Here is a 15,187-nt window from a genome sequence, read left to right as displayed (position 1 = left end):
AAAAAGCCGGCAAGTCCCCTTGCCGGCTTTTCCTATAATTTAATTGTATGAGCTCCGTCAAAGAAAAACAGGTATCTTTCATTAATTTCCCTTTTTAAAATCTGTTCCAATGCTCTGGTATACATGTCAATTTGAATTTTGTACCTGTTTTCGAGAACAGGTCTGGCTTCAGCAAAGCCACCCTTAAACCGGCCGGTAATTCCATCCGTTTTATAATCCAGGAGCACCAGACCATGCTCATCTTCGAATACACAGTCCACAATCCCCTGAATGAGAACCGGTTCATCTTCTCCCTGCCAATCTGAGTAGATTTCCCCTGCTGGGAAAGATAAACTGAATGGGACTTCTCTTCGTACAGATTTAGCCTGAACAATTCTTTGTCCCAGTTCGGTTTCGAAAAACTGTACAATCAGCTGTGGCTCAATGCTGGCACGCTGCTCTTCCGTGAGTAATTCATTGTGAACCATCTCATCCATTTTGGAGGATATCGTTTCCACTGTTGCAGGCCGGCTGAAATCAATATGCTGCATCACAGCGTGCATGGCAGTACCCCTTTCAGCTGGAGAAAGGGATTTTTCCTGCATAAAGCGAGGCCGGCTGAGCGCCGGTTTACTGATTTTACGGATTAATTCAGTGCCGCTGTCTTCCTCAGAAAAAATCTCCCGTTGCCGCTTCACTTCCGAAACGGACTGTTTAGATCTGGATTGAGTTGCTTGCTTAAAGGAATATTTCCAGGAAAGCTGTTCATCAACTTTATCCTTATAAGCAGATTCAACCGGAACAGGTTTTCCTTTATAAACCAATTTCAGTAAATCCGTTTCGCCCTCATTGGCTTCTTCCGAAAGAACAACCGCTTCTTCTCTTTTGATTATCGTTATATTCCAGCACGATGGGTGCTCAAGTATATCACCCGGGACGAGAGGATGCACCGTCACTTCCCCTCTCAATGTCTCACAATCCCGATGCCGGACAAGAGCCTGGCCAATCCAGTCCAGATAACTGTTTGCAGAAGCCCTGTCATACTCATTCAGGAGCCAGTCCTTATGCTCGGATGCCTGCAGCCACTTATTTAATTTTTTATCTGCACTCTTGACAGACGAAACCAGGTACAGCTTTTCCTTCGCCCGCGTTAAAGCAACATATAGTACCCGCATTTCTTCAGCAAGCATTTCCATTTTCTTTTTTCGTTTAAAGGCAATCTGCGGCAAAGAGGGATACGATATTCTTTTCTCGGCATTTACATATTTTGCAGCGAATCCAAATTCCTTATCAAGCATATATGGTTTTTTCAAATCCATTGTATTAAAGCTGCGGGCAAGTCCTGCAATAAAAACAAAAGGAAATTCCAGTCCTTTGCTGCTGTGGATCGTCATAAGGCGGACCACATCTTCCTGCTCACCCAAAGCGCGGGCAGCACCAAGATCATCGCCTCTGTCCCGCATTCGTTCAATAAACCTTAAGAAACGGAATAATCCTCTGAATGATGTTGCTTCATACTGCCTGGCTCTGTCGTACAATGCGCGCAGGTTTGCCTGCCTCTGTTTTCCGCCCGGCATGCCGCCGACAAAATCATAAAAACGGGTTTCTCTATACAGATGCCAAATCAGCTCGGAAAGGGAACCCCGGCGCGCCATTACACGCCATTCTTCAAGAGTATCAAAAAATGGCCGGACTTTTTCATATAGTTCTCCCGTTTCAAGGGTTGGGTGATTCCGGCAAAAAGAAGTTAATGCTTCATAGAACGAACCCCTTTTATTATGGATTCTGATTTGTGCAAGCTCTTCTTCGGTCAGCCCCAAAATAGGAGATCTTAAAACCGATGCCAGCGGAATATCCTGATACGGATTATCTATCACTTTTAGAAGTGACATCATAATCGCAACTTCTGTTGCTTCGAAGTAACCGCTGGAAAGATTGGCATAGACAGGGATTCCCTGCTGTTTAAATTCCTCCATAATCTGCGGAGCCCATGTCATGGAACGAAGCAGGATGACAACATCCCTGTACTTGGCAGGCCGTCCAGAATGAGTCTTTGTGTTGTAAACTTCCTTCCGATTCCCAATGATTTCTTTAATTTTCGACGCCATATATCTGGCCTCGAGCTGTGACTGGGCTAAATCTTCGCTGTCAAAACCCTCATCCATGGATTCAGGCTCCGGTTCACTCTTATCATTTCCTTCAAGATCAATAATGGCAAGCTCCACAGGGTGCTCCTGATCCTCTGAATAGGGAGCTCCTTTAATAAGTTCAGCTGCCTGGTCATACTCAATTTCACCGACTGACGTCCCCATTATCTGCTTAAAGATATAATTGGTCCCATGCAGAACTTCTTTACGGCTTCTAAAATTTCGTGCCAGATCAATTCTAAGCCCTGCTCTTTCTCCGTCCCTGTCAAACCGGGTGTACTTGCCCAGAAACAGATTAGGCTCTGCAAGGCGGAAACGGTAGATCGACTGCTTAACATCCCCTACCATGAATAAATTCCCGTTCTCTTCTGAATCTGCCGTTACCAGCTGCAAAATAGCTTCCTGAACCATGTTGGTATCCTGATACTCATCAACCAGAACTTCTTTGAACTGATTTCTGCAGACAAGAGCCGCTTCTGAAGGCAAAAGCCTTCCCTCCTCATCTGGTGATGAAAGAATTTCAAGGCAATAATGCTCAAGATCAGCAAAGTCAACAAGCCCTTTTTCAGTTTTAATCTGTTCGAAGCGAATGGAAAAATCTTTAACTAACGAAACAAGCTCTTCGATATGGGGTTTCATTTCCGCCATATCACGCATGAAGCTTTCCTGTCTGCGGAAAAACAGTTCTTCCTGCAGGCCGGTAATGATTTTCTTGGCCTGATCCCTAAGTTTCTTTGCTTTTTCGACCAGATCTTCATCATAATCATCGCCCTTACACGTTTTGGCTCTGCCAAAAGACCAAGTTTGCATCGCTTCATACAGCATCGTCCATGAATCTTTTTTCGCTTCAATTAGTGTATTTACAACGTGCAGATCTGCGATAAAGTTCTCTGCTCTCGGAGCCGGCCCCCCTGGAAGCTTGGTCAGCTCAAGCCCATATTCAAGCAGCTGTTTGGCTCCTTTCAGTTGAAGATCAATATCCTCCAAAAGTGAACGGACAAATGGAAGCTGCTCTAGACTGCTGACTCCGTCCACATTATACATCTCCACAATTGAATCAAGATATTGATCAGGTGAAGGGTTGGAACGGGCAAAATCGTATAAATCCCTTATTATATCCTGAAGGGCCGTATCGCTTCTGTCATTTGTAAAAGTGTCCACTAGTGCAAAGAATCCTTCATTTCCCTCTTTGCCGTATTCCTCTTCAAAAAGCTCTTCGAGTACTTCATCCCTCAAAAGCTGTGCTTCTGTTTCATCAGCAATCCGAAACCCCGGATCAATATCGGTCATGTAGTAATATTTGCGGATCATCTCTAAGCAAAATGAGTGCAAGGTCGAGATGGATGCCCTGTTTAATAAGCTTACCTGCTTTCTGAGGTGAGCAGATCGCGGATTATCATTAATAGCTTTTTCAAGAGCCTCGCCGATTCTGTGCCTCATTTCTGCTGCCGAGGCATTTGTGAAGGTCACAACAAGCAGTTCATCGACATTTATAGGATCATCATCCTCGATAATCTTATTGATAATCCTTTCAACCAAAACAGCTGTTTTCCCTGATCCGGCGGCTGCAGCCACAAGGATATCCTGGCCCTTGGCCATAATTGCTTTCCATTGGTCATCAGTCCAGGTTGCATCTTCCGGCTTAGGCGGTATGGTCATTTTCATCGCCCTCCACCTCCTTCTTGATGATTTCAATCATGTCTTCTTTTGGCTTAGGAGTAAATACTCTGTAATCATTTGTTTCAAGAGATTCGTCAAATTGGCATACAGATTTATAGGCACAAAATGTACATGGTGTCTTTTCCTTCATTTTATATGGGGCAATTTCAACATTGCCCTCTGTAATCTTATTGCCTGTATTCCTATACATCTTTCTTACATAGCGGCGCAAATAATCAAACTCCTGCTTGCTTGCCACTTTAGACCGCTTCGAAAGAGTGCCGTCCTTTTTGAACCCGGCAGAGATAATGGATGAGTCGCCTGTCTCAAGCGTCTGGTCCATTAACCTGATAACATTTTCATCTCCAAGCAGCAGGCCATTCATTTTGAATTTCTTATAGAGTTCCTGCTCGATATCCTCCAGGGTCAGCATTTTTGATGTGCTGACGATTGGATTATGAACATGGAAGTAAAGGACTCCTGCCGGATCGGCTTTTGTTCCTATTAAAGAGCTGGAATGGGCAATTATGATGTCCAGATAGGTCAGCATCTGCAGGGCAATGCCATAGTAAACCTCACTTACATTCAGATCCTTGGAGCTGGATTTATAGTCAATTACCCGTAAAAATGTTCCGTTTGCATCCTGAGCCTTGTCTACTCTGTCAATTCTTCCGACAAGCTCCATTTTAGCCCCGTTTTTAAGAGGAAAAGCAAGCGAAGGAAGCTCTCCTTTCGGACCAAACCCCAATTCAAGGCCCACTGGCGAGAATCCGCTTGATTTGGCATGCTCGCTGATGACATAGGAAGCCCTGCTGATAATTTGCTCAAGCTTTCTCTTAATATAGTGATGCCTGTTAGAGCTTAAGAGAATTTCATTTTGAAGTTTAGGAGCAAGCATTTCAACTGCTTCTTTTGCAAGGATCTCACACTGTTCCCTCGTCATATCTGTCCATGAAAGTTTATGAGTCATAACTGTTTCTGCAATAAATTTCAAAGCAGCATGGAAAAGATCCCCTATATCCGGTGCCTCCAGGCGGTATACCTGTCTTTCCCGCAGCCTTAGTCCATGCTGTGCAAAATGGGAAAATGGACAGCTATGGAATAATTCCATTCTCGAAACACTCGCCTGAATATGGTCGCCATATAATTCCTTACTGACGTCCTCACCAAGCTGAAGTGTCCTGTTTTCATAATTAAGGCTGGAAAGCACCTTCAATGCAGGCCTTCTCCACTGCTCATTTTTAAGGTAATAGTTATAAACATCCCACCAAAGGTCATAGATTGGATAACTGCGTTTTTTGAGCTGAAGCTGTGAAGTCAAATACGATAATGCTGTATTAAGGTTATCAGCATACTCCAGCTGCTCCGTTTCCTTAAGCTCTGCCGGATCAGACATGAAGGAATGATGCCTGCAATCAGGAAATAAATCTCCCAATCTTTTAATATAAGGAGACGGCATAAGTGCTTTACCTTCTTCATTTGCCAATGGATAGCTGATATAAAGTTTTTCTGATGGAGTAACAAACGCTTTATAAGCTATAAATTCCTCATCAAGCAGACGTGTGCGGCTTCCCGGCGCCAGTTTCATTCCGTTTGTGTTCAGTATTTCCCTGTCGTCATCCGCCAGCACACCATCCTCCGAGAATTTGGCAGGAAGTACTCCTTCATTAAGCCCAATGACAAAAGCAGCTTTAATATCGGTTAGCCTTGATCTTTCCAAATCAGCCGCCATGACCTGATCAATGGCAGGCGGAACAAGCGTAAAGCGAAGCGACTCCAGTCCGGCATCAAGAATGGAAGCAAAACGCTTAAGCGTCACTTCTTCTTCACCAAGCATTTCTACATATTGATCCAGAAGCTCCATAATGGCATTCCATGCTTGACCATGTTCCCTGGACTTAACCAGGTTCCCTTTCTCCTCCTGGGCAGTTTTCCACCTTTCAATCTTCACAGGCACATCCAATTCTTCCAGGTATAAAAATAAAGCTTCACAAAAGCCGCGGCCATCAGCAGCCTTTCTTAAGCGCTTGTGCAGCCTTAATATTGGGCCTGTAATCTTTTCGCGCAGATCATTTAACTCATCTTCTACTTTTTTCTCGGCATCAGTCTGGGCAACTGCTTCAAACTCCAGCCCCCTGATTCTTCTGTATGTCCATCTCTTTTTCTTCGTCCATTTGTCTCCTTGAATGCCATAAGCAAGAACATAGTTCTCAAGTCTGTCCATTTGCTCACGAAGCTTTCCGGGGTTTAACCTGGACGGAAAAATCAGCTCTGTTTTTATAGCTCTGAAAATTGGTTCATAGCGCCAATTCCCATTGATTATTTCAAGTGTTGACCTGATTAACTCAACGAGCGGGTGATTCAGCATGGTTCTTTTCTGATCAATAAAAAATGGGATCTCATAGTCACGGAACACTGTTTCAATCATGTCATGATAATCCTGGCCGTTTCTTGCCAGTACGGCAATATCACGGTAACGATAACCATGTGTGCGAACAAGCTTGTTAATTTTCCTGGCAACGCCCTCAATTTCGGCCCTCCTGCTGACAGCCTGTCCAATGTGAATGTCCGCTTCCCCTGTAAATGCCTTTGCAGGCCTGCTGTCAAAATGTGCCTCAAGATGCTTAAGTGAAGGCTTAATCCACCTTTTTTGCTCGGAAAGGAGTATCTCTTCCACATCCAGCCTGTTGCTGGAAGCCAATTCTTTAATTGTCTGATAGTTCTCTCCCGGCATTCTGAATAAATGAAGCTCATCAGAAGCATTATTCTTAAACGGCTGGTCAAGCGTTAATGTGATTGTGACGTTTTTACAATGATTCATCAGCTGTTCAACAATTGCATATTCCTGTGGTGTAAAACTGTAAAACCCATCTATATAAACCTCGGAATTTTTTAGATACTCTGAATGGGAGGCTTTTTCCGCAAGCAGGCGGAAATAATCCTCGGAATCTGTATATTTGCCAGAAAGGGATTCCTCAAAATTTTTATAGATTATCTCAAGATCATGCAGCTTGTCCTGGAGTGCCTTATTTGACTTCCCGCTTGCCGAGAGCTGATTTTGCCTTTCCGCCAGTTCATCAGGAGCTACACAATAACGTTTGAATTCGGTCATTATTTGTTCAACTTGCTGAATAAAGCCATTTTTGTCTGCAGCCCTTTGAAATAGCTTAAGTTCATCCTTTTTATCTTCAATGATTTTGCGGATTAGCATGCTGATGCCTACACTATTAAGATGGTATCTGCTCATGCCTCCCGTTTCCTGAAGAATTCTCCAGGCAAGACGCGTGAAAGAGTATACCTGGCTGCGGATCATTCCGCCAAGGCCAGGTGTTGTTATTAATTTATATTCTGATAGGAACGTCATTTGTTCCGGCACTAAATAAATGATGGGATCTCCATCCGGATTAAACCGCAGTTCATCACGGATTTGGTTAAGGCAGTATTCCGTTTTACCGCTCCCGGAACGGCCTATCAATAAACGTACGGTCATATTACTCCTCCTTAAAAAAGCTCTCTCTCTATCATTATTTTATCATATCAGCTGTTCAATTTTTTGTATGGGGTTCTTCAAAATTGTGGAAATGACAACTTTCCTATACGGGGTATGGTGCATAAAGTATATCGGCAGGTGATAAGGATGATTTCAAAACAAATCCTGATTGCAACTTCAGTCATTTTGACAGTTACAGGGATTTTCGTAGCCAGCAACATTTATACACTAATCCCTATTTACGGGGATATTGCTGACTCATTTAAAGTAAATGAAAATTATATTGTTGGCGGAGGAAGCCTGTTTGCATTTTTTTATGCAGCCGGCCTGCTGTTCTTTGGTCCTGCCTCTGATACGTTTGGCAGGCGCAGAATTATTATTACAGGTTTGTTTGCTTCTGCTTTGTCCACTTTTGCCGTCGGTCTCTCTCCTAATGTAGAAGCTCTCTATATAACCAGGTCGATTCAGGGGCTGACTCTTGGGAGCTTTGCTCCTGTTGCCTTCGCTTATTCCTTTGATCTTTTTCAGCCGAGGAGCCGCACCCTGCTGCTTGTTTTTATCAATACAGGATTCCTTGTCGCCGGCATCCTTGGACAGCTGATCAGTTCGACAATTACATTTTATTTTAAATGGAACTATGCTTTTTATTTCTTTGCGTTTTGCTATTTAATTCTTTTCCTTGTATCGTATAAAATACTACCAGGCACTTCTCCCCCTTCCAAGTCAGGGGTTTCCGTTATTTCTATTATGAAAAAACTATTAATGAATGGAAGCCTGCTCCAAAGCTATGCTATTACCTTTACTTTGCTGTTTACCTTTGTAGCTTTTTACGATGCAATAGGAAGGAATTTCGAGGGAACCATGGAGGAGCTGTTCACATTAAGAGCTGTGGGACTAATCGGGGCGCTGCTGTCTCTCTTTACGGGAAAATTAATTGAGCGGATTGGTGCTCATTTGACATTAAAGCTTGGTTTATTTTTAGGAATCTTCAGCATCATAAATATGTTTTTCTTCAGCAGCACCATTGCATTAATGGCTATTTCAATAATGTTCGTGGCCTCTATATCTCTTCTTGTTCCCACAGTTATCACCCTGATTGGCATGATTGCAGGAGGTGATCGTGCAAAAGCGCTTTCTCTCTATTCTTTTTTTCTATTAACCGGAGCAAGCATTGCGCCGCCGGCGGTTATGATTCTGGAATATCATGATGTACTGTTTCTGCTTCTTGCCTTTTTCCTTACGAATATCGTTCTTAGCTATTTCTTGTCAAAAGATATTATTTTTGTCAGTCAGCCAGAATAAATCTTGAGCGCGGAATGTTTCCGCGCTTCTTCACTCTTTCCACTCCTTTCTCAGGAGCCCGTATAAATACATATCATGCCGTTTCCCATCGCGCTCAAGAAACTCTCTATAGCATCCTTCTTTCTGGAATCCAAGACTTTCATAAAGATTTTTAGCTCTAGCGTTATAGGAAAATACTGTAAGTTGGAGCCTGTACAGATTCAGTTCCCTAAAAGCATAGCGGATCAGGCATTGCATAGCTTCTTTTCCATACCCTTTTCCCCATTTGGATTCATGTGCAATGGCTATGGTAACCCAGCCTGTTCTGTGCGGCCATAAAATACCGTTTAACTCTGCAAAGCCGATTAATTCATTTCCTTCTTTTAACCTGAGCGAAAACCTGAAGGTGTCTTGCGGGCACTCATCAAGCCACTTCTTAATTTCTGTTTCCTGTTTAGGTTTTACCGGAAGAGCATCGAGATTTCTCATGATTTTTTCGTCCGTATGCCACTCGATTATTTTATTGATATCTTCGTCAATAAATGACCCGAGAATAATATTTTCCCCTGATAATACTGTTCTGCTTAACACTTTCTTCACTCCCATAAAAAATCAATTAATCAGAAGAGAAATCTCTTAGATAAATAAAGAGCTCCCGAAGGAACTCTTTATTCGTACGTTTCCACAAATACTGTGGCTCCCATTCCACCTCCGACACATAAAGATGCTATTCCTTTATGGCCTCCTCTTCTCTTTAACTCATGAACAAGACTCACCACAAGACGGGCACCTGTACATCCAATAGGGTGTCCAAGGCTGATTCCGCTTCCATTTACATTTACTTTTTCCCGGTTTAGGCCAAGTTCTCTCTCAACCGCCAAATATTGGGCCGCAAAGGCCTCATTAACTTCAATCAAATCAGCTTCTTCAAGCGACCAATTGACACTGGCAAGACCATTTTTAACTGCCGGAACAGGTCCTCTTCCCATTACTTTCGGATCAACTCCCGCAACAGAGAAGCCAGCAATCTTTGCCAGCGGCTCCAGTCCTCTTTCCAGAGCCAGCTCTTCCGGCATGAGGACTAGTGCTGCCCCGCCGTCATTGAGGCTGGATGAGTTTCCTGCTGTTACCGTTCCGCCCTTTCTAAAGACCGGCTTCAAGCTGCTCAGCTTTTCCGCTGTTAAGTCCGCACGCGGGTTTTCATCTTTTGCAACGGTTACTTCTCCTTTCCGGGTCTTCACAGTAATTGGAACGATTTGCGAATCAAAGTAACCGCTTTCAATCGCGTGCAGGGCTCTTTTATGGCTAAGCAATGCGACTTCATCTTGCTCTTCCCTTGTGATGGAATGAATTTCTGCCAGGTTTTCTGCTGTTTCCCCCATCATGATATGATGGATTGGATCTTCGAGAATCTCCCATACTGTGTCGGTTACCTGTCCATGCTGCATGCGGGCGCCCCAGCGATGCTGTTTTAATACATATGGACTGGAGCTCATGGCTTCTACTCCTCCGGCAATCACGATATCTGACATCCCTGATGCAATCTGCAGGGCAGCGGAAATAATGGCCTGCATACCGGATGCACACTGTCTCTGGACTGTGAACCCTGTTGTCGTATTGTCAAAGCCTGCAAGCAATGCTGCTGTCCTTGCTGTGTTCGGTTCATCTGTACGCTGAATGCAGTGTCCCAAAATGACTTCATCCACCTCACTGCTCTCCAAGCCGCTTCTTCCGGCAGCCTCTTTTAATATAGGTACAATCAAATCTGTTGGCAGAAGATCTTTAAAAGCTCCGCCAAATGTCCCGACTGGTGTTCTTACTGCTGACGTTATTACAACATTTCTCATTCTTATCCACCTCTTTTATTATCTGACTATCGAGCACTCGCTCGGATTCAGGTTATTACATCATAATACCGCCATCTACATGCAGGACTGTGCCATTCACATAATCAGATTCATCCGAAGCCAGAAACACATATGCATTCGCGATATCTTCCGGTTTTCCCAGCCTGCCCAGCGGAACCATGCCCTGCATTTGGCCAATCACCTTTTCCGGCACTTTTGCTGTCATGCCTGTAGAGATAAATCCTGGGGCCACGGCATTAACGTTAATTCCTTTTCGGCCGAGTTCTTTTGCCCATGTTTTAGTCATTCCAACCACACCCGCTTTGGCTGCAGCGTAGTTTGTCTGTCCGACATTCCCATAAATTCCGGAAACAGAAGATGTATTGATAATTTTTCCGCTTCCCTGCTCCAGCATGAATGGAAGCACTGCTTGTGTACAATGGAAAACACCTGACAGATTCACATCCACAACCGCCTGAAAATCATCCGGGGATAACTTTGAAAGCATCCCGTCCCTGGTTATTCCTGCATTATTGATAAGGATGTCAATTTTCCCAAATGCCGCTTTTACAGCTACCGCCATACTGTCTATGCTTTTCCTGTCAGCTACATTAACCTGAAAAAACTCTACTTTTAAGCCTTTTTCCTTGAGCTCTTGAGCCCTGGTTATTCCCATATCTGCATCATAATCTGCCATGGCGACTGCGGCTCCTTCACGTGCGAACCTTTCTGCTGCAGCGAGACCAATCCCATTGGCAGCACCCGTAATTATAGCGACTTTATCCTTAAGCCTCATTATTTGCACCTCACTTTTTGTTCCAATATTCCGACAACAAAAACCAAAACAAATCCGTTAACGTGTACATCAGCTTTAATTCGACAAAGCCCGCAGATTCTCCTGTATCCCCTTGCAATTATTATTTAAAAACGCTCCTAGTCTTCCAAGGGAGCTGATGGGAATTTTTTGAATCGGTTTAACTGCAGCTAAAAAAGGCTAAGAAATATAAACAATAGACAGCAAATTGGAAAGGGGCATTTATCATGAAAGTTGTTTATGGATTGATGGCACAAAACGGAGACGCCCAAGAGCTGTTGTGGGACTTGGGATTCTGGGAAAGTGAAGAATCCGCAAAGGAATACTTAAATGCCGAAATGGCCAATTCACGCGGAATTACAGTAGAGCCTATTAATATTAATGACGCTATACCCATTTACCCGGAAGAACTGGAAGAAGAGAAAATGGTTGCCTGCTCCCTTTGCGGAATTGAATACAATCGTGAAGATGTGAATATGACTGACTATGATGAAAACGTGTGTGTAAACTGTGAACCTGAATATAGGAATAATCCCAATTTGCATGTTATCTAAGACGAGTCTTTTCTGCAATAAGAAAAGCGCAAGCACCTTGCCCACGAAGGAACGCAGACTAAGAACGCCACGTCCTGTGGCAACGTCTGCATGACCCGCATCCTCTCAAAAGCTGTCGCTTTTGGTCGGGCGATGATTATGCTGACGAAGCCTTCCTTGTCCTGCGGGCCTCAGGCATAAGACGGTTCCTGTAAGAAGGTGTTTTTCCTTCTGAAAGGAAACGGCTTATGACCCCGAGTCCCTAGGAGCCGCAACTAGACAGGCTTGTGACCTCGAGGGGGTAGGCTGCTTGCGCTAGACAGTTATCGACGTTCAAAAATTATATACTTTCTTATCTTTAAATAAAAGGACTCGAATATATCGAGTCCCTTTTACTAAAAGTCTGTTAGAATGAAGCATCCATTTCATCAAGCGGCCAATAGCGCAGGTTTACTTTTCCTACAACCTGGCCGGCAGAAATAAATCCGAAATGCCGGCTGTCCCAGCTTCCTAGTCGATTATCCCCCATGACAAAAAGTTTGCCCTCTGGTACCGTTTCTGTGCCTGTCATCTCCAGCAATGTAAAATCACCTGTCAGTTTGCCACCTGAGGCTGCTTTCCGGTATTTATCCAAGTAAGGTTCATCCACTTTCCTGCCATTAATAAATAATTCATCATTGCGGTATGCAATTTCATCCCCTGGCATTCCTATTATTCTTTTTACAAAATCCTCTTCATCATTATGATGGAAAACAATTACGTCAAAGCGCTCTAAATCGCTGACCTGATAGCCGATTTTATTGACAATCAGCTTATTTCCATCCTGAAGGGTAGGCATCATGGATTCACCTTCGACAACGTAATTGGAGAAGAAAAAAGTCCGTATAAAAGCAAAGATGATGATGCCTATTGCAAAAGCCTTCAGCCATTCCGCTCCTTCTTTTCTCAATCCTTCCTTCACCATTCATCTCCCCTAGTGCTTATGCATTCAATGCTTTTTATTTCCGCGATCTTTTTCTACGCTCATATTCATCTTTATTTCAATAATTTTGCCAACATACCAAAGAATGAAAATGACCAGTGCAACAATGGCAGTCCGAATTGGCTGCGTTATTAATGATCTGATATCATATCCGACAAAGCTTATTGTAAAAATCATCACTATTTTTCCAGTCAGGACTGCCAGCATATATTGAGCAATACTGATATTTGAAAGCCCAGCCACAATATTGACAACCGCTGAAGGAGTAAACGGAAAGCAAAGCAGGATGAACAATGGCCCGAATCCGTGCTTTTCAACCCATTTCATAAGCTTCTGTACCTGCTTATGATTTTTCAGAAAACGGAGTATTCGTTTCTGGCCATATTTTCTGACCAGCAGGAAAACAATCAGCGCTCCTGCAACCGCACCGACCCAGGAGTATAAAAACCCCAGCCAGAGACCAAATGCACTCGCATTTGCCATAACAAACAAAAATAGAGGCAGAAAAGGCAGAAATGCTTCTAGCATTGGAAGCAGAATACCGGGAAGAGGCCCAAATGAACGATATTCCCGGATTAAATCCATTACATTCTCTAATGTAAACCAATCTTTGAGCAGTTCAAAATCCATTAGTATCTCCTTGTCAAATATGCAGCAATACCTTAGTCGGAATGCTTTGATAAAGTGAAACTTCAATCAGCGGGGGGTCTTTTTCCCCCACTGATTGTTAGTTGAGGCCCACAGGACAAGGAAGGCTTCGTCAGCATGATCATCGCACGACCGAAAGCGGCAGCTTTTGGGAGGATGTGGCGTTCTTAGTCCTTGTCCTTCTTTTGGGCCTTCTCCGGACTGTTTGCCTCCACTTACCCTCTTTTGATTCCCCTGATTCTTAAAGTGAGAAACTTCTTGCCCGTTAGACTGCAGTTTTACCATTTCCCCTTTTATTGTACACCTAATCCGCCAAAAACTGTGTTTCTGCCTCTTTATTTTGAGAGAAATTCATGGATTGCCGCTTTATTCGCCTCTTTATCTATTCCCAAGACCGCAGCACCATTAATTCTCTCGTTCTCAAATGTTCCATCAACAGGAACACGAAGAGTCTCGACATTTCTGTTATCCTTAGATAAGAAATCTTTTCCGATATACAGAATATCGCCCGTGTTCATATTGGTATTTACAAAAGGCGTTACCACTCCGATCAGTTTTGGAAGCTTAGTAATGGTCTGAAGGCTTGTAAACTGGCTTGCTACTTCTTTCATTACTTTCTGCTGGCGTTCTACTCTTCCAAAATCCCCTACTGCATCCTGCCTGAACCTTACATACCCAAGGAGATGCTCGCCATCAAGCCGCTGCAGCCCCGGTTCCAGAGTAACACCGATATTGGCAGACATTCTTTTTTCCACATCAATTTCTACCCCTCTGGGAAAAGCTTCATCAATTAGATGGACAAAGCCTTCGAAATCAATAATGGAGTAATATTTAATATCAATATCAAAGTTTTCCTTAATCGTCTGCCTCAATAACTCAGGACCTCCATAAGCAAGAGCAGAATTTATTCTGTTTTGCCCATGGCCCGGTATGTCCACATACATATCTCTCATAAAAGAAATAAGCTTATATGTGCCCTTTTCAGGATGATATTGTGCAACCATAATGGTATCAGCCCTTGATTGCTCATCTCCCCTTGCATCACTTCCAAGAATCAGGATATTCGTCCCGCCATATTTATCTTTTTCGCCATTGAATTCAAACTCTTCTGTCTGTATATTTGCATCTCCTTCTGTCTGGGAAACACCTTGCTTGAACTGAAAATACGAATAACCAAGGGTTCCTGCAATCAACAGAAGCAGAATTAAGAGGATAGATTTCCACTTTCCTTTCTTTTTCTTCTTTTCATATCTATCTGATCTCATAAGAATAAGTCCTTTCTTTAAAACAAATTATGGAACAGTGTAAACACCTTCACTTATATTTGACTGCGGAGTTCAATAAAAAGTTTCGATAGCTATGCTGGTATATCCTGTATACCTTATATTTTGCAGATGAATTGAATTCTTTGCAATTTATTTTAAATAGTTTATTGCATTAAAAAATGACATCATTGTTATATCGGCAAGTTTTGTGTCCCTTTACAGCCTTATGAAAAAACCGCAAACCCGAAGGTCTGCGGTTTTTTCATAAGGCTCTTTTCGTATAAGTTGTTATTTTCCGCCAACATATTGTCCATTGATTTCCGCTCCAGGATGCTCAGCGAACCGCGGGGCGGGCAGTGAGCATCCTCGCCGCTGCGCGTCTGTGGGGTCTCACCTGTCCCGCTACTCCCGCAGGACGTTGAATAAGTTCCCCCCGAGAAACACCGCACGAAGAAAAAGCGATAGCATTTTCGAGGATCTCGCACCTTCTGCTCCAATCAACTCAGTAAATAATATTTAAAAAGCAACAAACCTTGCCAAAA

10 protein-coding genes are annotated in these 15,187 nt (G+C 43.3%); 2 read left to right on the top strand and 8 right to left on the bottom strand.

Translation table 11 applies throughout. The annotated features are described in order from the left end of the window. Positions 1-32: 32 nt before the first annotated feature. Together addA and addB are read right to left on the bottom strand one after the other, a co-directional pair. Positions 33-3,791, bottom strand: coding sequence for a helicase-exonuclease AddAB subunit AddA (addA, locus tag PBF_RS03315; protein ID WP_035327070.1), 3,759 nt, complete (start codon positions 3,789-3,791; stop codon positions 33-35). Next, positions 3,769-7,275: a helicase-exonuclease AddAB subunit AddB gene (addB, locus tag PBF_RS03310; RefSeq protein WP_035327068.1), complete on the bottom strand. Its 3,507-nt coding sequence runs from the start codon at positions 7,273-7,275 to the stop codon at positions 3,769-3,771. Before addB ends, addA begins: the two co-directional genes overlap by 23 nt. A 147-nt stretch (positions 7,276-7,422) precedes the next feature. Here addB and PBF_RS03305 point away from each other — a divergent pair, with 147 nt between their 5' ends. After that, on the top strand, positions 7,423-8,577 hold the full coding sequence (locus PBF_RS03305; RefSeq protein ID WP_035327066.1) for an MFS transporter: 1,155 nt from the start codon (positions 7,423-7,425) through the stop codon (positions 8,575-8,577). A gap of 30 nt (positions 8,578-8,607) precedes the next feature. Here the strand turns inward: PBF_RS03305 and PBF_RS03300 are convergent, their stop codons facing one another. From PBF_RS03300 to fabG, 3 genes are all read right to left on the bottom strand, one after another. Further along, entirely contained in the window at positions 8,608-9,147 is a 540-nt protein-coding gene (locus tag PBF_RS03300) for a GNAT family N-acetyltransferase (protein WP_235192192.1), read from the bottom strand. Between the two features lie 77 nt (positions 9,148-9,224). Further along, positions 9,225-10,403: a thiolase family protein gene (locus tag PBF_RS03295; RefSeq protein WP_035327063.1), complete on the bottom strand. Its 1,179-nt coding sequence runs from the start codon at positions 10,401-10,403 to the stop codon at positions 9,225-9,227. 55 nt (positions 10,404-10,458) lie between these two features. Then, positions 10,459-11,199 (bottom strand): 3-oxoacyl-ACP reductase FabG, encoded by a 741-nt coding sequence (gene fabG, locus PBF_RS03290; RefSeq protein WP_035327061.1) that lies wholly within the window; start codon positions 11,197-11,199, stop codon positions 10,459-10,461. A 245-nt stretch (positions 11,200-11,444) separates the two neighbouring features. Here fabG and PBF_RS03285 point away from each other — a divergent pair, with 245 nt between their 5' ends. Further along, positions 11,445-11,771 carry a hypothetical protein gene (locus tag PBF_RS03285; RefSeq protein ID WP_035327059.1) on the top strand — a complete coding sequence of 109 codons (327 nt, stop codon included), beginning with the start codon at positions 11,445-11,447 and terminating at the stop codon, positions 11,769-11,771. A 385-nt stretch (positions 11,772-12,156) separates the two neighbouring features. Here the strand turns inward: PBF_RS03285 and lepB are convergent, their stop codons facing one another. The 3 genes from lepB to PBF_RS03265 all read right to left on the bottom strand — a co-directional run bounded on the left by lepB (position 12,157) and on the right by PBF_RS03265 (position 14,645). Continuing rightward, positions 12,157-12,711: a signal peptidase I gene (gene lepB / locus PBF_RS03280; RefSeq protein ID WP_035327582.1), complete on the bottom strand. Its 555-nt coding sequence runs from the start codon at positions 12,709-12,711 to the stop codon at positions 12,157-12,159. A 27-nt stretch (positions 12,712-12,738) separates the two neighbouring features. Beyond that, positions 12,739-13,362 (bottom strand): TVP38/TMEM64 family protein, encoded by a 624-nt coding sequence (locus tag PBF_RS03275; RefSeq protein ID WP_035327057.1) that lies wholly within the window; start codon positions 13,360-13,362, stop codon positions 12,739-12,741. Positions 13,363-13,715: 353 nt separating this feature from the next. Next, on the bottom strand, positions 13,716-14,645 hold the full coding sequence (locus PBF_RS03265) for an LCP family protein (RefSeq protein WP_035327053.1): 930 nt from the start codon (positions 14,643-14,645) through the stop codon (positions 13,716-13,718). Between the last annotated feature and the right edge of the window lie 542 nt (positions 14,646-15,187).

The organism is Cytobacillus firmus DS1, from assembly GCF_000565285.1.
Taxonomy (GTDB): domain Bacteria; phylum Bacillota; class Bacilli; order Bacillales; family Cytobacillaceae; genus Cytobacillus; species Cytobacillus firmus_A.
Note: the sequence above shows the minus strand (reverse complement) of the source record. Positions and strands in the feature narration are given on the sequence as shown.